This is a genomic window from Kordiimonas lipolytica (assembly GCF_001550065.1).
Map to the genome: position 1 here is coordinate 188,205 of NZ_LRUB01000032.1, position 22,094 is coordinate 210,298.

At 57.0% G+C, this 22,094-nt stretch carries 21 protein-coding genes and 1 tRNA gene; 15 read left to right on the forward strand and 7 right to left on the reverse strand.

Annotated elements, in window-relative coordinates; genetic code table 11:
• The first annotated feature begins 90 nt into the window (after window positions 1-90).
• The 11 genes from KORM41_RS16640 (at window position 91) to KORM41_RS16690 (ending at window position 10,873) form a co-directional block, all read left to right on the forward strand.
• Window positions 91-780, forward strand: a complete 690-nt coding sequence (locus KORM41_RS16640) for a GntR family transcriptional regulator (protein WP_197421224.1) — start codon at window positions 91-93, stop codon at window positions 778-780.
• A gap of 10 nt (window positions 781-790) precedes the next feature.
• Window positions 791-1,723, forward strand: coding sequence for an allantoinase PuuE (puuE, locus tag KORM41_RS16645; RefSeq protein WP_068150812.1), 933 nt, complete (start codon window positions 791-793; stop codon window positions 1,721-1,723).
• On the forward strand, window positions 1,720-2,235 hold the full coding sequence (uraD, locus tag KORM41_RS16650) for a 2-oxo-4-hydroxy-4-carboxy-5-ureidoimidazoline decarboxylase (RefSeq protein ID WP_068150815.1): 516 nt from the start codon (window positions 1,720-1,722) through the stop codon (window positions 2,233-2,235). The genes puuE and uraD overlap by 4 nt, the downstream gene beginning before the upstream one ends.
• Window positions 2,236-2,251: 16 nt before the next feature.
• Window positions 2,252-3,241 carry an allantoicase gene (gene alc, locus KORM41_RS16655; protein WP_068150818.1) on the forward strand — a complete coding sequence of 330 codons (990 nt, stop codon included), beginning with the start codon at window positions 2,252-2,254 and terminating at the stop codon, window positions 3,239-3,241.
• Window positions 3,242-3,369: 128 nt separating this feature from the next.
• Entirely contained in the window at window positions 3,370-4,587 is a 1,218-nt protein-coding gene (locus KORM41_RS16660) for a right-handed parallel beta-helix repeat-containing protein (protein ID WP_197421226.1), read from the forward strand.
• An 85-nt stretch (window positions 4,588-4,672) separates the two neighbouring features.
• Window positions 4,673-5,437, forward strand: coding sequence for a DUF4129 domain-containing protein (locus KORM41_RS16665; RefSeq protein ID WP_231727312.1), 765 nt, complete (start codon window positions 4,673-4,675; stop codon window positions 5,435-5,437).
• Window positions 5,437-6,681 (forward strand): DUF4350 domain-containing protein, encoded by a 1,245-nt coding sequence (locus tag KORM41_RS16670; RefSeq protein WP_068150826.1) that lies wholly within the window; start codon window positions 5,437-5,439, stop codon window positions 6,679-6,681. Before KORM41_RS16665 ends, KORM41_RS16670 begins: the two co-directional genes overlap by 1 nt.
• On the forward strand, window positions 6,668-7,624 hold the full coding sequence (locus KORM41_RS16675) for an AAA family ATPase (protein WP_068150832.1): 957 nt from the start codon (window positions 6,668-6,670) through the stop codon (window positions 7,622-7,624). Before KORM41_RS16670 ends, KORM41_RS16675 begins: the two co-directional genes overlap by 14 nt.
• On the forward strand, window positions 7,624-8,934 hold the full coding sequence (locus KORM41_RS16680) for a DUF58 domain-containing protein (RefSeq protein WP_068150835.1): 1,311 nt from the start codon (window positions 7,624-7,626) through the stop codon (window positions 8,932-8,934). Before KORM41_RS16675 ends, KORM41_RS16680 begins: the two co-directional genes overlap by 1 nt.
• Window positions 8,934-9,965, forward strand: coding sequence for a stage II sporulation protein M (locus KORM41_RS16685; protein ID WP_068150839.1), 1,032 nt, complete (start codon window positions 8,934-8,936; stop codon window positions 9,963-9,965). The genes KORM41_RS16680 and KORM41_RS16685 overlap by 1 nt, the downstream gene beginning before the upstream one ends.
• A complete protein-coding gene (locus KORM41_RS16690) occupies window positions 9,962-10,873 on the forward strand; it encodes an RDD family protein (RefSeq protein WP_068150843.1) in 912 nt (303 codons plus the stop codon). Before KORM41_RS16685 ends, KORM41_RS16690 begins: the two co-directional genes overlap by 4 nt.
• 3 nt (window positions 10,874-10,876) lie before the next feature.
• On the opposite strand, the gene KORM41_RS16695 is transcribed toward KORM41_RS16690, so the two are convergent.
• The 4 genes from KORM41_RS16695 to KORM41_RS16710 all read right to left on the reverse strand — a co-directional run bounded on the left by KORM41_RS16695 (window position 10,877) and on the right by KORM41_RS16710 (window position 13,500).
• Window positions 10,877-11,713 (reverse strand): hypothetical protein, encoded by an 837-nt coding sequence (locus KORM41_RS16695; protein ID WP_068150845.1) that lies wholly within the window; start codon window positions 11,711-11,713, stop codon window positions 10,877-10,879.
• A gap of 14 nt (window positions 11,714-11,727) precedes the next feature.
• Window positions 11,728-12,534 (reverse strand): hypothetical protein, encoded by an 807-nt coding sequence (locus KORM41_RS16700; protein WP_068150847.1) that lies wholly within the window; start codon window positions 12,532-12,534, stop codon window positions 11,728-11,730.
• A gap of 209 nt (window positions 12,535-12,743) precedes the next feature.
• Entirely contained in the window at window positions 12,744-13,280 is a 537-nt protein-coding gene (locus KORM41_RS16705) for a prepilin peptidase (protein WP_068150852.1), read from the reverse strand.
• 143 nt (window positions 13,281-13,423) lie between these two features.
• Window positions 13,424-13,500, reverse strand: a tRNA-Arg gene (locus KORM41_RS16710).
• Window positions 13,501-13,887: 387 nt separating this feature from the next.
• On the opposite strand from KORM41_RS16710, the gene KORM41_RS16715 reads away from it, so the two are divergent.
• Both KORM41_RS16715 and KORM41_RS16720 read left to right on the forward strand, forming a co-directional pair.
• Window positions 13,888-14,253: an energy transducer TonB gene (locus KORM41_RS16715; protein WP_082720027.1), complete on the forward strand. Its 366-nt coding sequence runs from the start codon at window positions 13,888-13,890 to the stop codon at window positions 14,251-14,253.
• 133 nt (window positions 14,254-14,386) lie between these two features.
• Entirely contained in the window at window positions 14,387-14,752 is a 366-nt protein-coding gene (locus KORM41_RS16720) for an energy transducer TonB (protein ID WP_068150858.1), read from the forward strand.
• 105 nt (window positions 14,753-14,857) lie between these two features.
• On the opposite strand, the gene KORM41_RS16725 is transcribed toward KORM41_RS16720, so the two are convergent.
• The 3 genes from KORM41_RS16725 to KORM41_RS16735 form a co-directional block, all read right to left on the reverse strand.
• A complete protein-coding gene (locus KORM41_RS16725; RefSeq protein WP_197421228.1) occupies window positions 14,858-16,015 on the reverse strand; it encodes a DUF547 domain-containing protein in 1,158 nt (385 codons plus the stop codon).
• A gap of 230 nt (window positions 16,016-16,245) precedes the next feature.
• Window positions 16,246-17,874, reverse strand: coding sequence for an L-aspartate oxidase (gene nadB, locus KORM41_RS16730; RefSeq protein WP_068150863.1), 1,629 nt, complete (start codon window positions 17,872-17,874; stop codon window positions 16,246-16,248).
• Complete coding sequence (locus KORM41_RS16735) at window positions 17,871-18,818, reverse strand: ABC transporter ATP-binding protein (protein ID WP_068150867.1); 948 nt, start codon at window positions 18,816-18,818, stop codon at window positions 17,871-17,873. Before KORM41_RS16735 ends, nadB begins: the two co-directional genes overlap by 4 nt.
• 160 nt (window positions 18,819-18,978) lie before the next feature.
• Between KORM41_RS16735 and KORM41_RS16740 the strand changes: the two genes are divergently transcribed.
• Both KORM41_RS16740 and polA read left to right on the forward strand, forming a co-directional pair.
• Complete coding sequence (locus KORM41_RS16740; protein ID WP_068150869.1) at window positions 18,979-19,161, forward strand: zinc-finger domain-containing protein; 183 nt, start codon at window positions 18,979-18,981, stop codon at window positions 19,159-19,161.
• 55 nt (window positions 19,162-19,216) lie between these two features.
• Window positions 19,217-22,003 (forward strand): DNA polymerase I, encoded by a 2,787-nt coding sequence (gene polA, locus KORM41_RS16745; protein WP_068150872.1) that lies wholly within the window; start codon window positions 19,217-19,219, stop codon window positions 22,001-22,003.
• The last annotated feature ends 91 nt before the right edge of the window (window positions 22,004-22,094 follow it).

Sequence of the window (22,094 nt, forward strand, 5' to 3'; positions counted from 1 at the left end):
TCTTGCCAAATACGCGACAATCCAAAGGAATTTGGTGCCAAGAAAGCCCCTAAGGCGCCACTGAAGCTACCGACAATGGATCACAAAATTATGTCAAAGAGCACAGCCTTTACCGAAGAGGATGTCTGCAAAGCCATTCGTGACCGTGTGCTGGAACAGCGCCTGGCGCCCGGCACCAAGCTGACGGAAGATTCGCTTTGCTCCATCTTCGGCGTGGGACGGACCACCGTCCGCCGTGCCTTCCTTTTGCTGACCCGCGACAACATCATCGAACTGCAGAAAAACAAGGGGGCCGTGGTCGCAACGCCAAGCCCCGAGGACGCCCGGCAGGTGTTCGAGGCGCGCATCGTGCTTGAGCGCGCCATGCTGGAAAAGGCGACGGCGAATGCGACCACTGATGACATCACCCGCCTGCGCGCCCACCTGGCAGATGAAGAACAGGCCTTGAAGGACGCAGATATCGCCCGCTGGATCCGGCTGACAGGCAAATTCCATATCCTGCTATCGCAGCTTTCGAAAAATGACCTGATGTGCAATTTCCTGGAGCAGCTGGTGTTCCAGACCAGCCTGATCATCGCGCTTTATGGCCGCACAGGCACCGCCCCCAACTGCAAGGGTGGCGACCATGAGCGGCTTGTCGATGCGATCGAGAACCGCAACGCAGTTGAGGCCGGTGATATCCTGACACGCCACCTGGAATCCATTGAGGCCCAGCTGGTGTTCGAAGCCCGGTCGGGTGATCAGGACCTGCACACAATTTTCGCCACCGCGAACGATTGAGGAAACGGCGATGACCGGCGACTATCCACGCGATCTTGTTGGCTACGGCCAGAATGTACCCCAGGCTTCCTGGCCCGGCGGCGCGCGCATCGCAGTGCAGATGGTATTGAACTATGAGGAAGGCGGCGAAAACTGCGTCCTGCACGGTGACAAAGGCGCGGAAACCTTCCTGTCGGAAATCATTGGCGCGCCAACCATTGAAGGCGCCCGCCATATGAGCATGGAATCGCTCTATGAATACGGCAGTCGGGCTGGCGTATGGCGGCTTCTGAAACTGTTTGACGACCACGACATCCCGATCACGGTGTTTGCTGTGGCGACCGCGCTTGAACGACACCCGGATGTAGCACGCGCAATTGTTGCAGCAGGCCATGAAGTCTGCAGCCACGGCTATAAATGGATCAATTACCAGGATGTGCCAGAGGAAGTGGAGCGCGAGCATATCGCCAAGGCGGTCGATATATTGACCAATCTGACCGGGGAACGCCCGCTTGGTTGGTATACAGGCCGCACCGGCCCCAACACCAGCCGCCTGGTGGGTGAATATGGCGGTTTTCTTTACGATTCCGACGACTATTCAGACGACCTGCCCTTCTGGAAGGAATTCGCGGGCGAGCCACAGCTGATCATTCCCTACACACTGGACGCCAACGACATGCGCTTCGCCAGCCCACAAGGTTTCAACTGCGGCGACCAGTTTTTCACCTATCTCAAGGACACATTCGACACGCTGTATGAGGAAGGCGAAACCCACCCAAAGATGATGTCTGTGGGGTTGCACTGCCGCATTGTCGGGCGCGCCGGACGATTCCAGGCACTGAGGCGCTTCATTGAATACGCCAAAAGCCATGACGCTGTCTGGTTCACCCGCCGGATCGACATCGCGCGCCACTGGCGCAAGGTTCATCCCTACAAGGGAACTGATGAAAGGTCTGGCGCATGACAAGCATGAAGCTCAGGGCCAGCCAATGTGACAAGGCCACCTTCATGGCGGCTTATGGCCATATCTATGAGCATAGCCCCTGGGTCGCGGAAGCGACGTGGAAAACAAACGATCCGCAAAACCTCGATACACTCGAAGACCTGTCCGCGGCCATGGCAGCCGTGGTGGACGGTGCAGACGAGGCCGCAAAAATGACGCTGATTTGCGCGCACCCGGATCTGGCGGGCAAGGCTGCGCTCAGGGATGAGCTAACAGCGGAATCCCGGTCCGAGCAGGCTGGCGCAGGGCTTGACCAGTGCAGCGCCGAGGAACTTGAAGAATTCACCCGGCTCAATAGCGCCTACAAGTCCAAATTCGGTTTTCCATTCATCATCGCGGTGAAGGGGCTGGACCGGTATGACATTCTGGCCGCCTTCCGCGCGCGCCTCAATCATGACCGGTCGCAGGAGTATGATGCCGCGCTTGAGCAAATTCACAAGATTGCCCGGCTCCGCCTGGCCGAACTGACATAGTTTTGAGGATCAGCCGATGACACGCATGGATTTCAGCAAGCTCGTTAATCTGGCGCAGCCACGCCTGGGTGCCAAAGTCACCTTTGCTACCGACGATTTCTTCGCCGACAAGGCGCGCCTGATCGACCCGGCGGACCCGGTTTTCATCCCCGGCAAATATGACGATAACGGCAAATGGATGGACGGATGGGAAAGCCGCCGCAAACGCGGCATGGGCCATGACCATGCCATCGTCCGGCTTGGGCAGGCGGGCATCATCCATGGCGTGGATATCGACACCAGCCACTTCACCGGCAACTTCCCGCCAGCCGCGTCCATTGATGCCTGCGTGGCAGAGGGCGATATACCGGGTGAAGATACAGCATGGACAGAAATTGTACCTGCCACGAACCTCAAGGGTGATAGCCACCATATGATCGCGGTCTCATCCGACCAGCCATGGACGCATTTGCGGCTGAACATATTCCCCGACGGCGGCGTGGCGCGCCTGCGCGTGTTTGGCATGATGCACAAGGTCTGGGGCCAGGCGGACAAGGGCAGAACCGTTGACTTGGCGGCCCTAGAAAACGGTGGCCGACCCGTGGTGGCCAATAACGAGCATTTCGGCGTGCTGGCCAACATCATGGCGCCTGGCAGAGGTATCAACATGGGGGATGGCTGGGAAACCCGCCGCCGTCGCGAGCCCGGCAATGACTGGGCCATCATAGCGCTTGGCCACAAAGGCACCATTGAGGACATTCTGGTGGATACTGCCTTCTTCAAGGGCAACTATCCCAGCCATGTCTCGCTGCAGGCAGCGCTGGTGACCGGCGGAACGGACGAAAGCCTGACGGTGGAAAGCCAGTTCTGGCCGGAGCTGATGTCCAAACAGGACTTGCGGGCAGATGACGAACACCCCTTCAAGCCAACAGCAGAGCTTGGGCCCATCAGCCATGTGCGCATCAATATTTTCCCGGACGGCGGGATCAGTAGACTTCGCCTGATGGGAAAACCACATCTGGACTAGGTGACCTGGCGTTCACCGCCCCTTCATCTGGACTGCTTATCATCAATCTCCTGTTCGTGCGTTGTCATGTGCTTTTGTCAGCGTTATGGTATCGACCTGACATGGTTAACAGCGTGATGGAGATCCCGGTGTTCAGAGCATACAGCTTGATTACAGCTCTTCTTTTAGCGACGCTTGGCATGCCCGCCAAGGCGGATGAAATCTTTATCACCGATGATAAGTTCACCACATACATGAAAGACGCCAAACCGGGCGATGTCTTTATCATCGCGCCAGGCCGCTACACCATCAAGCGCTATATCGAACTGACGGCAAATGGCACAAAGGCAGAACCGATTACCATCAAACCATTTGAAGGCGGCAAAGTAATCATTGAGACCGTCGGCGCCATCGGCTTCAAGATCAGTGGATCCAACTGGATCATCGAGGGGCTGGAGTTCAATGGAACCTGCGGCAATCACCAAATGTGCGAACATGCGCTGCAGATCGCCAGCAAAGCCGACAACACAATTGTCCGCCGCAACAAATTCGTGGATTTCAACGCTGCAATCAAAGGCAATGGCGAAATCATCGACGGCCGTCAATATTTCCCGGACGACGTGCTGATCGAAGACAATATTCTATATAACACCACACCGCGGATCACCAACACGCCCGTGACACCGATTGATGTGGTGGGTGGCAGACGCTGGGTGGTCAGGGGCAACTTCATTGCCGATTTTGCCAAAGTTGCCGGATCACCGATAAGCTATGCGGCGTTCCTGAAGGGCAACTCGGATCACGGCCTGTTTGAGAGAAACCTGGTCATCTGCGAATGGCGCCACAGCGGTGGTGTCCGGTTGGGTCTTTCCCTTGGCGGCGGCGGGGTGACTAACCCGGATTATTGCCAGGGTCGGTCCTGCAAGATTGAACACTATAAGGGTGTCATTCGTGGCAATGTCATCATGAACTGTCCGGCCGATGTGGGTATCTATCTGAACAACGCTGCCAGCACCGAAATCACCAACAACACTCTGGTCAACACCGCTGGGATCGATGTGCGTTTCAACGGCAGCTTTGCCACCATCGTCAACAATGTGATCGAGGGCCGCATAAAGGAACGCGACGGCGGTCGTTTTCGTGGATTCGGCAATGTTGTCGTCGAGGATATCGAAGATATCTTTCCCCGCGCAGAGTATTACGATCTGACACCGGAAGATATTGATGATCTTGAAGAGGCCGCATTCGGTTTTGAAGGCCGGGATTATTGCACCGGAAAGCCGCTCGAGAAATGGGTCGGTGCGTTTGACCAGCCGATGAGCTGCAAAATTGCAGATATTTTGCAACGGATTGGCGACGAACGATAAGTTGACCCACCAACCCGTATAAAAAACACTTTCGTCGATTTTCCTGCTTTACCTCTGGAATCGCTCTTTCTAGAGTATCGCCATGATGGGGGCGTTTCAAAAAGGCATCAGGAAAAACTGGCGGTGGCTGTCCATCGCGGCAGGCGCGGCTATTTTGCTGTTCGGCGCGGCCTACTGGTGGAATGATGCCCGCCACAACACACCTGAGGAAGCGGCCTCCACGGAAACCGTGAAACTTAAAGCGCCGCTCCCGGACACAGACCTTGGCCGCCGCATCGACAAGATGCTGGATAAGGGCGATTATCAGCGCGACTTGCCGGAAGTACCGAAACCCCAACAACGCCAGAAGTCCAGCCCGATGCCCGCCTGGCTTGGCAAAGCCATTCTCTATACGCTGGTGGCTCTGGGTATTTTCGCCATCGCAGTATTGATCTGGATTCTCGCAACCGGCAGCACCGCGCCAAAAACCAGAAACTCGATGAGGCAAAGGCCCAGCGCAAAGCCACAAACGCAAGCGACCGGCTCTCACGCCCTGGCACAGCCCGCCTCTCTTGAAGAGGCTGAGCAAGCTGCAAAGGCTGGCAATTTTGGTGAGGCGGTTCGGATGCTGCTGGCCACCGCATTGCTCAGCCTTGCCAAGCGCGAACTGGTGCGCCTTAGGCCCTGGATGACCGGTCGCGAAATCGTGCGGGAATCGAAGCTTGCGACAAAGCCAGCCGATGCGCTGCATTGTCTGGTAGCCACGGTTGAAGCCTATGCCTTTGCCGGCCATACCATTTCACAGCAGACCTATGAGACCTGTTTCCAGCATTATCAATTGCTGATCGGGACCGGAAAGGAGGCGGTGTAATGCAGGCGAACACCAACCAGGCAGCTCCCTTTTCCAACAAGGCCCTTTTCTGGATTCTGTTCCTGGGGATTCTGGCAACTCTTGGTCTGGCAGTCACATCCGTGTTCCAGGGAGACGGTCAGTATGAAACATCTAGCGGCGCCAACAGCTTTTCCAAATCGGCAATAGGCCATGCCGCCTTCGCAAGCCTCGCTGAAAGCGAAGGCTGGCACAGCCTGAAAAGCCAGGGCAACACCAGTGACAAACTTGGCACAGACACGACACTCCTTCTTCTGGAACCCCAAGGCAACAACCGGTCGGGCGAAAGAATTGAGACGTTGATCGACTGGGCCCCGATGCTGGTGGTACTGCCAAAACGGAGAGGTGCGCCTCACCCCTTCAAGGCAGGATGGATTGGTGCGGAATTCCTGATGTCCATGGCCAGCCCACAGAGGGTGGCAGGCTTTCTTGCTGAAGACATCGACGTACTAAGACCTGAAGAGTCCATCAGTGACTGGCAGCACAGCTTTGACCCACAGGCCACACCAGACATCGACAATCTGCAACTTCTGAAATCCGATGCCATCACGCCCATCATCTGGAACGAACACGGCATATTGTTCGGTCGGCTGAACCGGGAATATGAGGAGGAACCAGTCTGGATTCTGGCGGACCCCGACCTGATCGCAACACACGGCCTCGCGCGCGGCTGGAATGCCGCTCTGGCGCTTGACGTGCTTCGCACGGTTTCAGAAGGACGCCAGAGCCTTGTGATCGACGAAGTCATCCACGGCTTCCAGCGCGACCCAAGCCTGGCGCGCGCCATGTTCAGCCATCCCTTTGTTTACGCCACTGTTGCCGCCCTTCTTGCGCTTATCGTGTTCCTTCTGGCGCTCACACGCAGGTTTGGGGCGCCCTGGCGGCGGATGGCTGATGTGAACGACACAAAGGCTGTCTTCATTGAAAATGCTGCCCGTATCCTGCATATCGCGGAAAAAGAACAGGAAGCCCTTGTGCGTCTTGTCGATGACCAGGCGCTTGCAGTTGCACAACACCTGAATGTGCCAGCCGACCTGGCCCGCAACCAGCTGGACCGGTGGCTGGACGAACAATCATCCAAGCGCGGGGTCAACCCCGGCTTCACTACCATCAAACGGCGTATTCTGAGGGTGCGAGACGACGATGACACCAAAAGAAACCGCCTCCTTAATCTTGCCAATCAATTTTACACCTGGAAACAGGAGATCATGAATGACACCAAGTGACATCAAGGCTGCCGGCGAAAGCCTGCGCTATAACGTGAAGAAGGTCATTGTCGGCCAGGACGACGCCGTGGACCTTCTGCTGATCAGCCTGCTTTCAGAAGGCCATATCCTGTTCGAAGGCGTGCCCGGTGTGGCAAAGACCCTGCTCGCACAGGCGTTCTCCGCCAGCCTCGACCTGAAGTTCGGCCGTATCCAGTTCACCCCGGACCTGATGCCCGGCGATGTGCTCGGCACCAACATCTACAGGTTCGAAACCAATGAATTCGCGCTCACCAAAGGCCCGATCTTCACCGACCTGCTGCTCGCGGATGAGGTGAACCGGACACCGCCGAAGACCCAGGCGGCACTGCTGCAGGCGATGCATGAACGCGAAGTCACAATCGACGGCACGGCCTACAGCCTTGGTGACGGTTTCATGGTGATCGCTACCCAGAACCCGATCGAGCAGCAAGGCACCTACCCGTTGCCGGAAGCCCAGCTGGACCGGTTCCTGTTCCAGCACATCCTGGAGTATCCGGACCGCAATGAAGAACGCCGCATTCTAGGCCTGCATGGCCACCGTGCGACCATGCCGTCGGTATCGGAAATGAATGTACATCCAGTCCTCAATCTTGAAAGCCTGCAGGCCATGCGCCGCACCATCGCCGGGCTACAGATCGCTGCCGAGCTTCTCGATTATATCGTGGATCTGGTGCGCGGCACGCGGGAGCATCCGGCTGTACGAGTCGGCGCCTCACCGCGCTGTGGCACCATGATCGCCCGCGCCTCCCGCGCCTCAGCCGCCCTTGACGGCCGTGACTATGTCATCCCGGACGATATCAAACGCATCGCCCTGCCCGCCCTCAGGCACCGCCTGGTCCTCAGCCCTTCGGCAGAGATTGAAGGCATCCGCGCCGGCGATGTGGTCCAGCAACTTCTGGAACAGGTGAAGGCACCCCGCTGATGCGCCCTACCCTCAGGACATTCTGGCTGATCCTGGCTGCGGTCCCGCTGGCGGTGACCCTGCTTGCGATCTCGCCGAGCCTTGTGAACCTGACGGGCTATTATCTTGCACTTTTGGCGTTTCTTTTCCTGATCGACTGGCTCTCCTGCCCACGATCTTCAAAAATCAGCTTCTCGATAGAGGAGCCTGCACAGATCTTTATCGGCGACAGCCGGCCGCTGGTGGTCAGTGCCGAGCGCCACGACGGCACCCCGCTCCCGAAAGTGCAGGTGGCCGTTGAGGTGAGCGATATCCTCGACCAGGAAGCACAAAAGCCGGTGACCATCCCACCCGGCGGCGGCTGGGCTGAGGTCAGCCTGATCCCGCTCAGCCGCGGTACAGCAGTGATCCCCACTGTCTGGTTCCGCTGGTGCGGCCCGCTTGGGCTGGTGCAGCGACAGGTTATGGAAGAACCGGACCTGAAAATTCCGGTATTGCCGAACTTCCAGCTTGCCGCCAAGGGCGCGCAGGAACTGATGGGGGCGGCCTCGGAAGATTTCGGGCCCCGCCCTCACCCGCGCCAAGGCGACGGCAGCGAATTTTCATCGCTTCGGGAATATGTCGCGGGGATGGACCCCAGAACGGTGGACTGGAAACGCTCCGCACGCTATCGCGGGCTTCTGGCCAAGGAATTTGAAGCCGAGCGCAACCACCAGATCATTCTGGCGTTCGACACCGGCCATTTGATGGCGGAACGGCTGGGTGGCCTGACCCGGCTTGACCATATGGTAAATGCAGGCCTTGTGCTGGCTCACTCGGCGCTCAAGGGCGGCGACAGGGTCGGCCTCTTTTCGTTCGACAGCCAGGTTCGGTCATTCGTCAAGCCACTGTCTGGCATTACATCCTTCGCCCATTTGCAGCATTATATGGCAGCCATGCAGTGCGACGTGAGCGAAACCAATTATACGCTGGCGATGACCCGGCTTGCGGAACATCTGACCCGCCGGACACTGGTGATCCTGTTCACGGACTTTGTCGACACCACAACAGCAGAGCTGATGCGCGAAAACCTGAGCCACCTGGCGGTGCATCATTTTGTCGTGTTCGTGGCGCTCAAGGACCCTTATCTGGAACGCGTGTCAAACCGGCCGGTCGAGGATGTGAAGGATATCTCCCGCGCGGCCACCGCAGCCGAGCTTCTGAAGGAAAGAAGACTGCTGTTTTCCAATCTCAGGCGCCAAGGCGTGCTGTGCCTGGAGCCTGAGGCCGCCCATCTTGTCGGTGACGTGATTAACCAGTATCGCACAATCATTAATCAGGAGCTGGTCTGATGGCGCTTGAAGGGACCAAAAGCTTCCAGTTCAGGCAGGAGCGTGAAGCCGGGTGGCAACAGCTCGAAAAGCTGGTGATGCAGGCCGAAAAAAAAGGCATCCGGTCCTTAAGCGCGGCGGATGTGTTTGAACTGCCGCACCTCTATAAAGGGGCGCTTTCAAGCCTGAGCGTGGCGCGGTCGATCTCGCTCGACAAGAATGTGGTCGACTATCTGGAGAATCTCACCACCCGCGCCTATTTCCTTTTGTATGGCCACCAAAGGCCCGCCGGAAAGGCTTTCGCGCGGTTGATGCAATTCTCGGTGCCCGACGCGGTGCGGTCCCTGAAGCAGGAATTTATTGTTGCCTTTGTCGTGATGTTCCTGGGCGTCATGGCCGGCTTTTTCCTGGTGCTACAGAACCCTGATTGGTTCTTCACCTTTATGAACAGGGAACTGGCGGACGGTCGGGTGCCCCGCGCATCGGCGGAAGAGCTAAAGGCCGTCATCTACCCCGCGGAAGACAAGCTGAACAGCCTGGACATTTTCGCCACACAGCTTTTCACCCACAACTCCCAGGTCGGGCTGCTGGCGTTCGCTCTTGGCTTCGCGCTTGGGCTGCCCACTATCTGGCTTCTGTTCCAGAACGGCACCATGCTGGGTGCCTTCCTGGCGCTCCACTATGAAAAAGACTTGCTTTATGAGCTGGGCGGCTGGCTGATCATCCATGGTTCTACCGAGATACTGGCCATCATCCTGTGTGGCGCCGCAGGGCTTGCCATCGCCCGGCACTATGTATTCCCCGGGAAACTGAGCCGAATGGAATCCCTTGCCATATACGGCAAGAAAGCCGCACTCGTGGCATTTGGTTGTATCCTTATGTTCCTTGTCGCTGGCCTTCTCGAGGGCTTTGCCCGGCAGCTCGTCAGCAGTGATACGGGTCGCTACACGATCGGCCTTGGCTTCTTGTTTATTTGGGCACTCTATTTCCTAGGCGTGGGCCGCAACGCGCCCGAAGATGCGTCTGATGATATTGGTGGAAAAGCCTCATGAGCAGGAAACAGCGCAGCTACCGCCCGGCCAGAAAGTCGCGCCGCATCCTGACACCGGAAGGCGTGGCGCTGAATGTGGAACTGGCAGACCGCGGTGACCGGGCAGGCGCCGTGGTGATCGATCTTTTGATCTTGTTCGGCATCATGATTTTGGGGTCGATCGCAATCGCCATCACCACCGGCTGGGCCAACCTTGGGCGGTTCGGGATCATCATGTTCCTGTTGTTCATCTTTGCGCTGAGGAACTTCTATTTCATGTTTTTCGAGCTGAAATGGCAGGGCCAGACACCGGGGAAACGACGCCTGGGCATCAAGGTGATCGACCGGTTCGGCAAGCCGCTTTCATCCGAGGCCATTTTCGCCCGCAACATGATGCGCGAAATCGAAATTTTCCTCCCCATGGGCATTGTCTTTTCAGGCGGCGCGACGGGCGTCTCCGGCGTGATGCAGTTGTTCGCCTTTATCTGGGCTATGCTACTGGTTTTCCTGCCCATGATGAACAAGGACAACCTGCGCGCAGGCGACCTGATCGCTGGCACCATTGTTGTGCGAGAGCCCAAAGTGCTGCTGGCCACCGACATGCTGGATGCTGACGAGAAAATGGCAAGCGCCAAGGAAGCCTACAGCTTTACCACCGCGCAACTGAACGCTTACGGCATCTTTGAACTTCAAACGCTTGAGGAGCTATTGAGGAACCAGTCGGCAGGTGCGTCTGAGAAGCTGAAGACCGCGGGGGAGACCATCATCAAAAAGATTGGCTGGGAAGACCCCGTACTGCCACACCAGATGGACGCTTTCCTATCGGCCTACTATCACGCGCTTCGGAAACACCTTGAAGGCAAGCTTCTGATGGGCAACCGCAAGAAAGACAAGTTCGACACCGGTAATAAAACGACCGACCGCACCTAACGATCAACTGAAGACGTCTTCGATATCCTTGCCGCCTGAGCCGAATTTTTTCCGGTATAGCGACACATAGAGACTGCAGAGCACAGCGGCCTCAAGTGACGCAAGCAAGACAACTAGCACAAGGTCCCGTGCCTGTGCGAGAAAGGGTGTCCACATCATCTTCACCAGAAGCGCTGAGCCGAAGAACATTAGTATCCGCAGGACAAGCAAAACCGCCAGAATGCCGAACACGGGCCAGCCATAGCCCGACACCATCTGCCATGACCACAGACGCCCTCCCCGCCGCCGGTCACCCGATACCAGGGCGGGGATAAGGACGGCTGCGAAAGTCGCGATCATCAAGCCTGGAACAACAAAGAAAACCAAACCAAGCGCCAGTGCAATCTTGTAAATCAGCAGTACCCCAAGCCCAGGCAGCAAATACTGCAGCCCCTGCATCAGTTTTTGTCCGGTAGTTTGGTCCGTCTGGCGCATGGCGTCGAGGCACCATACCGACGCAAAGACCAGATAGGCTGCTTCAAGTAGAGCCCACTGAAGCCCGCCGCCACCGCTGGCCACAATCTGGACAATGGCCGGCATCGAAAGCCCCGGGCCCTTGAAGCTGTCCAGGAAATAGACATAGGAGGCCGGCAGGTAAATGATGAGTGCAAGTCCAATCAGCACGGGAAATACAGACCCGTAGAGTGCCCAGGCTTCCGCGAAAACTGTGCCGATCCGAAGCGGGCCGCCTTCGCCCTCTGCCGAAGCATAGGGCTTGAAGGTGGTTTCCCGCCTGATCTTGCGCTGCACCGGCGGCGGCGCGTCCGGATCTCGAATCTGATCAAGAAAACCTGTGCTCATGCTATTGCTCCGGCTTAGGCAAACACGCTGGCGATTTCGTCAACCGACGTGCCTTCCTTGGCTGCCCGCAAATTGGTGTAAACAGCCGCAACAGCCGACCCCATCAAGCCGTAGACCAGGCTGCCCATGGCGATAGAAATAATCATTATAACCACCGCCAGCGCCGAACCGCCACTGCCCCCAGCAGAGGCCGTCGTACCTAACCCAACCAGGAGCATGCCCAGAAAAATCTGGAACAGCCAAATGGCAATCATGACCACAATAAACGCGCCAAAAACCTGCCACTTGAAGCCGGTCGTCAGATCCTGACTGCGCTTCAGGCCATCAGCCATGCCAAGTTTCTCAGACACGATGGCCGGCACGGTCACCGACAGCATCAGCCAGATAATGATACCGGGAACGAGCAGGAAGATGGACCCGATAAACACAAACACAGACATGACCACGGTAGCAAGGACAACCGGAATTGCAGACCGGACGCCAGCCTTCATCATACCCACTACGGAAGCAGCCCGACCGGCCTGATGCTCGACCGCACCAAAAGTGATGCTGGCCTGGATAACCGCTGCCGCAACCATCATGAGAAGAAAGTTCAGAAAAAACTGACCGGGTGCAACAAGTGGATTAGCGGCCGCTGATTGGCTGATCATGAGGCCGCTTCCCGTGATCAGTCCCACACCGCCAATGATAACCACATAGCCAATGAAGCTTACGACCAGGAACTTGAAGAAGTTGCCAAAATAGGTACCGAATGTTTGCGAAAGGACCTCGCCAATGCGAAATTCCGGTTTTACAGACTCGGCTGAAACGGAGTCGGTCATCGTCTTGTCTCCCCCTGCGACAGAAGACGAATGTTCCCCCCTCGTCTTCGTGTATATTTAACATAACCAAAAAAAGCTTAGGCAGATGTTACAGGATTGGCAAGGGCCCTATGGGCAGGCCGCCTTCACGGCTTCGCGCTTGACGAAAAGGAGCATCCGCAGGTTAAACACATGCGAACCATCTGTTGCGCTCTGGAACGCTGCTCATATTAGGGTAAATACAGCCATGCCACCCAGGCCCCAAGGCAGAGGAAGGGCCCGAAGGGTATTTTTGATGTCGCAATGGGCTGCTTGGTGGCAAACGCAAGGCCGCCGCCATACAGAAGCCCAGCGATAGAGGCCACCAGCAGGACAGGCGGCAACAAGGCCCAGCCCAGCCACATTCCGATGCCCGCCAACAGCTTGGCGTCCCCAATGCCTATGCCATCCCGGCCGCGCACTAATTTGTAGACAGCATTGACCGCCGGAAAAAACACCAACCCGACAACCGCACCGATGAAATGGTCCCAGACAAAAAGACCTGGGCTGGTCGCCACATACATGGCGCCGGTTATGAAAAGGGTCAGTGTCAGAAGGTTTGGCAGGCGAAAGCTGACCAGATCATAGCAGGCTAGGACCCAAAGATTGAAAAACAACAACAGCGATGGCAGCCCGGGAGGGGCTGCCTGAAAGAACAGTAGGCCCGGCAACAGGCATATTAGGCCTGGAACGATTATGACGCCACTTCCCCACCTTGCTTCTGTCATGAATATTCCCTGCGTGACCTGTGTGCCTTTGGTAGCCAGCTTAGACGCTATAAGAAAGCATGAAAACCCTTAGACCCGGCATCGAGTGTGAACAGCACTCACTCCACTAACCAATTCTGACAATTAATGATTATTGGGAAAAATGGCGCACCCGAGAGGATTCGAACCTCTGGCCTCTGCCTTCGGAGGGCAGCGCTCTATCCAGCTGAGCTACGGGTGCGCGGACAGGCTTATATCGGCGCGGACACTACACTCCCCCCCTAGCCGTTGCAAGCCTAAATGCGCTTGCCCGCCAACCTCCGCCGAATCTTTGCGCCATCCCGCCAACAACCGCTCACTCGAAACAGCTGAATCATTTTAACGACTGTCATTAATTTAAAGTTTTACGCGGGGAATCACCCTATTCCGGGCGCATAATACAGGCGTGAGACCAATTTTTTATTCAATCAATTCAGTGCCTTGCACCCAATTTTCCCCATTGGATAAAATTTTATCTTTTTTATTACCACTGGTTAACGGGCTATCACTATAACACACGGTTAAATATCGCGGTTTTCAGTCTTGCTCGTGAGGCCGCATGGAACATTCTAGAATAATGGATGGAAACATGTTGAAGAATTTTAGCACTTTCTTGGTTGCGACCCTGGTTCTGAGTTTCACTTTCGCGTCTGCGCCTGCATCGGCCGCTGACGACATGAAAAGCTGGAAGATCGCGGTGATCAAAGCGGTCGCAAAAAATCAGCGTTACCCACGTTCCGCCATTGCGCGGGAAATCGAAGGCAAGGCAAAGGTTCGCCTCGTTGTTTCTGCGGACGGCACGATCACCAGCCACGAAATTCTGGAAGAAACCGGCCAGAGCATTCTGGACAGTGAAATCCCGAAACTGGTTGAAAAACTGAATCCGCTGCCTGCGCTGCCTGGCGGCGAGCAGGAACTGTCCTTCGTTCTGCCTCTGAACTGGACACTGAACTAAGATTTTTCGTTCCGAGTAAAAATACTATTCGTTTCGAGTAGAAAATGGCTTCCGGTTCCGGGAGCCATTTTTGCGATCCCTCCCCCAAAGGCCGCTTTGAAAAATTCAGCGGCACAGTAGTGAGTATACCCAAATGTTTGTTACCAACGCCCTTAAATCTGCCGTTGTGGCGGCAACAGTCCTGGTCGCCGTCAGCTCTCAGGTGACAGCCGCCGACACCATGCAAAGCTGGAAAGTCGCCCTGCTGCGTGCCGTCTCCCAGAACCAGAGCTACCCTCGTGCCGCACTGATGCGCGAAATCGAAGGCAAAGCCAAAGTCCGCCTGATCGTCGCGGCAGATGGCACCATCACAGCCCATGAAATTCTTGAAGCCACCGGCCAGGACCTTCTGGACCGTGAAATCCCGAAACTGGTTGCCAAGCTGAACCCGCTTCCAGCGCTGCCGGAAGGCCAGACCGACATGAAAATCGTTCTGCCACTTGAGTGGGCGCTGCAATAAAGCGGTAGCCTACGGGCACAAATGATTAAGGCCCCGCCCGGTGTTCCGGGTGGGGCCTTTTTTCATACCGTACAGATCGCGGCACGGCAGGAGGTCAGGCAAGGATCACTCCGGCGAAGAAGAGCCAATTTCCTCAACGCTGACCTCGCCTTCCTTACCTGAACGCCGACGTTCCTCTATCGTCTTCAGATATTCGACAACATGAATAGGGAACCTGCCGCCATACTGGCTCTGTCCCTGCAGGTATGGTGTGACCCCGGCTGCAAACACGGCTCCATCATTTGCGACGTATGACGTCGGGCCAAAGTGGCCTTCGGCCGACGTCCCATCATCTCCCGCTGAGCGAATGGCGCCTAAAAGCGCTGCAGGGTTGGTGCTGACAGAGGTTCCGCGCCCCTTGTAACCGTTATAGATATCCGCAATGCCATAGTTGGTGATGCTCGGTGCAAACCGCGACGCCGATTTGACTCGTTCCTGGTAAACGTCATCCGCATAGCGCCGTAGGTGCCGCCGCAGATCCGCATCCCAGTTAGGAAACAGATCCCGGTTGACCTCATAGAGGTGCGAGACCTTCATCAGGCGGTCACGCCGATGCATGCCCCGGTTCGAATTGACGAACTCTTCGGCATTGTCCGTGAGCTGCGCCATAACACGCGGGCCCTCAAAGGCCTCGGGGCGAATGTTGGGCCCCCCGGCAAAGCCCTGGAACAGGCCGTACATAACGAGCGGGTTCCGGTATTTGGGCACCAGAATCTTGTGGTGGATGTCGTTGAGCGATAACGGCACACCGGCAACCTTCAATATCTTCTGGTCCCATATCGAACGGCTGCCACTGTAGTGGCGCTTCAAACGCGTTTCGGGATAGATGGTGGCAATCTGTTCGATCACCGTCACATTATAAAGGTTAAGCCAATAGGCCAGTTGTTCGTCCCGGGACAGCATCTTGAGCGGCAAAGTGTCCGGCACGGCTTCAAGACTTTTTCTGATGGCAATCAGAACGGCCAGGTTTCGGTCTTCCTCAAAGGCGGAGAACATCACGCGGTTGCCTTCAAGCGAATAGTGGCTGTTTGAAGCCCGGATGATATGCGATGCCGCCGCCGGCTGCGCCCGCGAGCCCCGTGACCGGTCCGAACGCCCTGCCTCCAGTACCACCGCCTCTAAGACCTGGCTCAGGTCATCATACCGGATGCTCAAGATCGAGGCAGGATCATCCCCCCGGAACGGAGTCGGTACATGCGTTTCATCGGCAGCTATCGCGGGCATGGACAGCCCAAGAAACAACACGCAAAGCGCGGAAAAAAATACACGAAATCTAAGAATAAATGCCTCCCCTGACATGATGGGAGGCCAAACCGAACGCCAGCCCCCCTAATCTTTAGGACAGGGAGGCGAAAGCAATTCCTCAGCAAAACTTAGGAAATAAGTTCAGCAGTTCGGTAAAACCCGCCAAGGGGTATCACTTTCGTCCCTATAGGGGAGCAATTGGTTTTCATCTACGCAACCCGGTCCGAGACCGCATGCCCGAACGGGATCAATGTGGTGTCACGCGGCTCGTCGGCAAGCTTCGGGTAGTCAGCCGTAAAGTGCAGCCCACGGGATTCCTTGCGCATCTGGGCGGACCGCACGATCAGGTCGGCCACCGTCACAAGGTTCCTGAGCTCCAGAAGATCTGCCGTAACCCGGAAGTTACCGTAATATTCCTGGATTTCCGCAGCCAAGAGATCCACCCGCCGTTTGGCGCGCGCCAAACGCTTGTCGGTGCGCACGATGCCCACATAGTCCCACATGAAGCGGCGAAGCTCCTTCCAGTTGTGGGTCACGACAACCATCTCGTCACTGTCCGATACCTGGCTTTCGTCCCAATCGCGGGCGATAGCCGCAGACGGCAGATCATCAATCTTGTCCAGAATATCATCAGCCGCCGCATTGCCGAGCACCAGACATTCAAGAAGACTGTTGGAGGCCATGCGGTTGGCGCCGTGCAGCCCGGTGTGGGAGCATTCCCCGGCGGCATAGAGCCGGTCGAGCCCAGTGCGCGCGTGCATATCCACATGGATACCGCCACAGGTATAGTGGGCCGCCGGCACCACCGGAATCCAGTCCTTGGTGATGTCGATGCCAAGCCCCAAACAGTGGCGGTAGATGGTCGGGAAATGCGAAATGACGAAATCCGCATCCTTGTGGGTGATATCAAGCCACACGCATTCCTCACCCGTACGTTTCATCTCACTGTCGATCGCGCGGGCGACAATGTCACGCGGCGCAAGTTCCTCGCGCTTGTCATAGCCGGGCATGAAGCGCGTACCGTCCTTCAGCCTCAGGACCGCTCCTTCACCGCGCATGGCTTCCGTGATCAGGAAGGTCTTGGCATCAGGGTGATAAAGGCAGGTCGGGTGGAACTGGTTAAACTCCATGTTCGTAACCCGGCACCCCGCGCGCCACGCCATGGCGATACCGTCACCGGTGGAAGCATCAGGGTTCGAGCTATAGAGATAGACCCGGCTGGCGCCCCCGGATGCGATGATGGTCGCGCGCGCAGAGAAAGTCTCAACGCGGCCTTTTTCCAAGTTCAGCACATAAACGCCGTGCGCCTGATCATCATAGCTACCTGGGTTCTTCAGGTGCCGGTTGGTGATCACGTCGATAGCGATATGATGCTCATACACATCGATATTGGGCTCATCCAGCACGCGCTGGTTCAACGTCTTCTGCACCGCCTTGCCAGTGGCGTCCGCTGCATGGATGATCCGCCGGTGGCTGTGGCCGCCTTCGCGTGTCAGATGATAGTCATAGCCGTCTTCGTGAACCGAATTCGCCCTGTCAAACTCGACACCCAGGTTGATCAGGCTCTCAATCGCATCCCGACCCCGTTCGACCACAAACCGAACGGCTTCTTCGTCACAAAGGCCCGCGCCCGCCACAAGCGTGTCGTCAATATGGCTCTGGATACTGTCAGTGGCTTCAAGCACGGCCGCGATGCCGCCCTGCGCCCAGCGCGTGGACCCGCCTGACATCTCGCCTTTCGAGAGAACAGCAACGCGCATATGGGGGGCAAGCTTCAGCGCCGCCGTCAGACCCGCCGCGCCAGAGCCTACAATCACTACATCATAGATGCGTCTCATTCCGCTGCGTCCTTCGCCTTGCTGCTGGTGAGCTGCAGAAAGATGTCCTCAAGGTCTGTCTCGTTGGTGGAAATATCGGTAATTGTCAGCCCGGCTTCCTGTACCGCGGCCAGAACTTGGCCGACATTGGCTGTTGCCTGGCTGATCTGCACCGCCAGCTTGTGGTCGCCGCGCACGTCGCTGTTGAAGGGTTTGAGCACATCCGGCACGCCCGAGAGCTTCTCGGACACAGAGATGACAATCTCCTTTTCGTCGATGCGCTTCAGAAGCTGGTCCGTTGGCTCACAGCAAACCACATCACCATGGTTGATGATGGCGATGGTGTCGCAAAGCTCTTCAGCTTCTTCCAGATAATGGGTGGTCAGCACAATGGTAGTGCCGCGCTTATGGAGCTCGCGCACATATTCCCACAGCATTTGCCGAAGTTCGATATCCACACCGGCCGTCGGCTCATCCAGCACCAGGATTGGCGGGTTATGCACCATGGCCTTGGCGATCAGGAGCCGCCGTTTCATGCCACCAGACAGCGTGCGCGAATAAGCGTCGGCCTTGTCAAACAGATGCACCGCCTTCAAGAGTTCTTCGGTGCGGCGCTCTTCCTTGGGCACGCCATACATGCCAGCCTGCACCTCCAGCATCTCGCGCGGGGTGAAGAAGGCATCAAATGTCAGTTCCTGCGGCACGATACCGATATTGGCGCGCGCGTTCCGTGGGTTGTCGTCAATGTCGAAGCCCCAGATTTTGGCGCTGCCTTCGGTTTTGTTAACAAGGCCCGCGAGAATATTGATGGTGGTGGACTTGCCGGCACCGTTCGGCCCCAGAAGGCCAAACATGGACCCCTGCGGGATATCGAGATCGATCCCCTTCAGGGCCAGCTTGCCGCCGCCTTTCTTGCCACCGTAAACCTTTTTCAGTCCCCTGATTTCAATCGCGTTTTTTGTCACAAATCGATCCTGCTTATTTTTGCGTCCGACAATATTACCGTCTTTTCGGACATTGTACCACGCTGCCGCTTGTTCGCGGGGCTCACCCCCGCTATATAAGGCTAAATCCCAATTTGAGTTGGGGCAAATTCAACCAGACCCAAGCCAAAAGAGACGCATCATGACGGCAGACGCACCCGAAACAAAACTGGTCTCCACCAAAAAAGTCGCCTGCGACGGCGACGAAGGCGCCCTCGGCCACCCACGTGTATATCTGACGATGGACGACGAAGGCAAAGTAGAATGCCCATATTGTGATCGACTTTATATTCTGCAAGGCGGTCCGTCAGACAAATCTAAGTGATCTGACTGCCTTTTTTCTTATCTGACCGCCAAACAAATTTATTCCGGAAAGCCATATGCCCGAACACACAGATCAACAGAAACACCTCTATCTGATCGACGGTTCGGGCTATATCTTCCGCGCCTATCATGCGATGGCCTATTCAAAGCGCCCGCTGACACGCGCTGACGGTACGCCCGTGGGCGCCGTGTATGGCTTCTCCAACATGATCATGAAGCTTTTGCGCGACCTTTCAGACGCGGAGCGACCAAGCCACCTGGCAGTGATCTTCGACGCGTCAGGGCGGACATTCCGGAATGATATCTACCCGGACTATAAAGCGCACCGGCCGCCGGCACCCGAAGACCTTGTGCCCCAATTCCCGATCATCCGGGAAGCCACTGAAGCCTTCGGCCTGCCCTCGATCGAGATGCTGGGCTATGAGGCCGATGACCTGATCGCCACCTACACCAAGCAGGCGCGCGAAAAAGGCTGGAAGGTCACCATCGTCAGTTCTGACAAGGACCTGATGCAGCTTCTGGACGCTGAGACCGACATGTTCGACACCATGAAGAACAAGCGGACACGCGCCGAAGACGTACCGGAAAAATTCGGCGTCGGGCCGGATAAAGTTGTTGATGTTCAATCACTTGCGGGTGACAGCGCGGACAATGTACCGGGCGTGCCCGGCATTGGTGTCAAGACCGCCGCCCAGCTGATTGAAGAATTTGGCGACCTGGACACGCTCCTTGAACGCGCGGGCGAGATCAAGCAGAACAAGCGCCGCGAAAACCTGATCGAATTCGCGGACCAAGCCCGCGTCAGCCGCCAGCTGGTGACGCTGGAGCGCGACGTGCCGATCGAAGTTGGACTCGATAGCTTCGAGGTCAAGGACCCTGACCCCGCAACACTTGTTGAGTTCCTCGACGCACAGGATTTCCGGTCCCTGAAGGCAAAGGTCATCAGCGCCTGGGACGGCGACATCCCTGAGGATATGGTCACAGAAGCCGTGACGGTTGAAAAGGCGGCTTACGAGTGTGTGACGGACATGGACACACTGAAGGCCTGGATCAAAAAAGCCTATGACGTTGGCTATGTGGCGGTTGACACCGAAACCACAGGCCTTAACCCGGCCAAGGCGGACCTGGTGGGCATATCCCTGTCATGCGAGCCCGGCAAGGCCTGTTATATCCCGGTAGGACACGGCACCAACAGCGACGACCTGCTGGCGGAAGTGCCGAAGCAGATCGCGAAAGCGGATGCGGTTGATGTACTGAAGCCACTCATGGAAGACCCGTCGGTCCTGAAGATTGGCCAGAACCTCAAGTATGATATGTCGATCCTGGCGCGCGAAGGCATCACCCTTCACCCCATCGACGACACCATGCTGATGTCCTACGCGCTGGACGCGGGCGTTCACGGCCACGGCATGGACGAGCTGGCGAGCATCCACCTGGACATGACCCCCATCAGCTTCAAGGAAGTGGCTGGCACGGGCAAGAACCAGATCACCTTCGACAAGGTGCCGCTTGATAAGGCGACCGACTATGCAGCTGAGGACGCGGACATCACGCTTCGTCTCTGGCACGTGCTGAAGCCGCGCCTGGCAAAGGAAAAAGTCACTACCGTTTACGAGACCCTTGAGCGCCCGATGGCGGCTGTGCTTTCGGCCATGGAACGCGAGGGCATCAAGGTGGACGGCAGCGTCCTCAACAAGCTGTCGAACGAATTTGCCGTGGGCATCGAACGGCTCGACCGCGAAATCCAGGACCTTGCGGGCCGCCCCTTTAACGTGAACTCGCCCAAGCAGTTGGGCGAAGTGCTGTTTGACGACATGGGGCTTGAAGGCGGAAAAAAATCGAAGAAAACCGGCGCCTGGCAGACGAACGTGGATGTGCTGGAAAAGCTTGCGGCTGAAGGCCACGAACTACCTGCCAAGGTCATGGAATATCGTCAGTTTTCCAAACTGAAGAGCACCTATACAGACGCGCTTCAAAATGAAGTGAACCCGCGCACGGGCCGCGTGCACACCAGCTATCATCTGGCGGCAACCACCACCGGACGCCTGTCGTCAAATGACCCGAACCTTCAGAATATCCCGATCCGCACCGAAGAAGGCCGCAAGATCCGCCGGGCGTTTGTGCCAGAGGACGGCAATATCCTGATCGCTGCTGACTATAGCCAGATCGAGCTTCGCGTGCTGGCGCACATGGCGGATATCGACGCGCTCAAGAAAGCATTCGCCGACGGCACGGACATTCATGCCATGACTGCAAGTGAGGTGTTCGGCGTGCCGATTGAAGGCATGGACCCGATGGTCCGCCGGCAGGCCAAGGCAATCAATTTCGGCATCATCTACGGCATTTCCGCTTTCGGGCTGGCCCGCCAGCTGGGCATCAGCCGCACGGACGCCCAGGGCTATATCGACGCTTATTTCGAGCGTTTCCCGGGCATCCGCCACTATATGGACACGACCATCGATTTCGCCCGCGAACACGGCTATGTGGAAACCCTGTTCGGCCGCAAATGCCACATCACGGCGCTTGCGGACAAGAACCCGATGAAGCGCGGCTTTGGTGAACGGGCGGCAATCAACGCGCCGATCCAGGGCACTGCCGCGGACATTCTGCGCCGGGCGATGGTGCGCATGCCTGGGGCGCTTGAAGAAAATGGCCTCACGGACGTGAAGATGCTCTTGCAGGTGCACGATGAACTGGTGTTTGAAGCCCCCGAAGGCCGCGACGAAGCCGCGATTCCGGTGATTGAGGACATCATGGCAAACGCCTGCCAGCCGGTGCTGGAGCTTTCGGTGCCGCTGGTGGTCGACAGCGGCATCGGCAAGAACTGGCAAGAAGCGCACTAAGCGCTACTCCCAATCCAGAAACGGGCACACATAGGGGCACCATAGTGCCCCTGTGGCACAAAAGGGCACACCCATAGGGCCCAAAAGTGCC

Coding starts and splice junctions, on each gene's coding strand:
- KORM41_RS16700 (WP_068150847.1), bottom strand. CDS start 12,534: ATGACCGACTCCGTTTCAGCCGAGTCTGTAAAACCGGAATTTCGCATT.
- uraD (WP_068150815.1), top strand. CDS start 1,720: ATGACAAGCATGAAGCTCAGGGCCAGCCAATGTGACAAGGCCACCTTC.
- KORM41_RS16690 (WP_068150843.1), top strand. CDS start 9,962: ATGAGCAGGAAACAGCGCAGCTACCGCCCGGCCAGAAAGTCGCGCCGC.
- KORM41_RS16715 (WP_082720027.1), top strand. CDS start 13,888: ATGTTGAAGAATTTTAGCACTTTCTTGGTTGCGACCCTGGTTCTGAGT.
- KORM41_RS16675 (WP_068150832.1), top strand. CDS start 6,668: ATGACACCAAGTGACATCAAGGCTGCCGGCGAAAGCCTGCGCTATAAC.
- KORM41_RS16640 (WP_197421224.1), top strand. CDS start 91: ATGTCAAAGAGCACAGCCTTTACCGAAGAGGATGTCTGCAAAGCCATT.
- KORM41_RS16665 (WP_231727312.1), top strand. CDS start 4,673: ATGGGGGCGTTTCAAAAAGGCATCAGGAAAAACTGGCGGTGGCTGTCC.
- nadB (WP_068150863.1), bottom strand. CDS start 17,874: ATGAGACGCATCTATGATGTAGTGATTGTAGGCTCTGGCGCGGCGGGT.
- puuE (WP_068150812.1), top strand. CDS start 791: ATGACCGGCGACTATCCACGCGATCTTGTTGGCTACGGCCAGAATGTA.
- KORM41_RS16680 (WP_068150835.1), top strand. CDS start 7,624: ATGCGCCCTACCCTCAGGACATTCTGGCTGATCCTGGCTGCGGTCCCG.
- KORM41_RS16740 (WP_068150869.1), top strand. CDS start 18,979: ATGACGGCAGACGCACCCGAAACAAAACTGGTCTCCACCAAAAAAGTC.
- KORM41_RS16670 (WP_068150826.1), top strand. CDS start 5,437: ATGCAGGCGAACACCAACCAGGCAGCTCCCTTTTCCAACAAGGCCCTT.
- KORM41_RS16720 (WP_068150858.1), top strand. CDS start 14,387: ATGTTTGTTACCAACGCCCTTAAATCTGCCGTTGTGGCGGCAACAGTC.
- KORM41_RS16685 (WP_068150839.1), top strand. CDS start 8,934: ATGGCGCTTGAAGGGACCAAAAGCTTCCAGTTCAGGCAGGAGCGTGAA.
- KORM41_RS16705 (WP_068150852.1), bottom strand. CDS start 13,280: ATGACAGAAGCAAGGTGGGGAAGTGGCGTCATAATCGTTCCAGGCCTA.
- KORM41_RS16695 (WP_068150845.1), bottom strand. CDS start 11,713: ATGAGCACAGGTTTTCTTGATCAGATTCGAGATCCGGACGCGCCGCCG.
- KORM41_RS16725 (WP_197421228.1), bottom strand. CDS start 16,015: ATGCCCGCGATAGCTGCCGATGAAACGCATGTACCGACTCCGTTCCGG.
- alc (WP_068150818.1), top strand. CDS start 2,252: ATGACACGCATGGATTTCAGCAAGCTCGTTAATCTGGCGCAGCCACGC.
- polA (WP_068150872.1), top strand. CDS start 19,217: ATGCCCGAACACACAGATCAACAGAAACACCTCTATCTGATCGACGGT.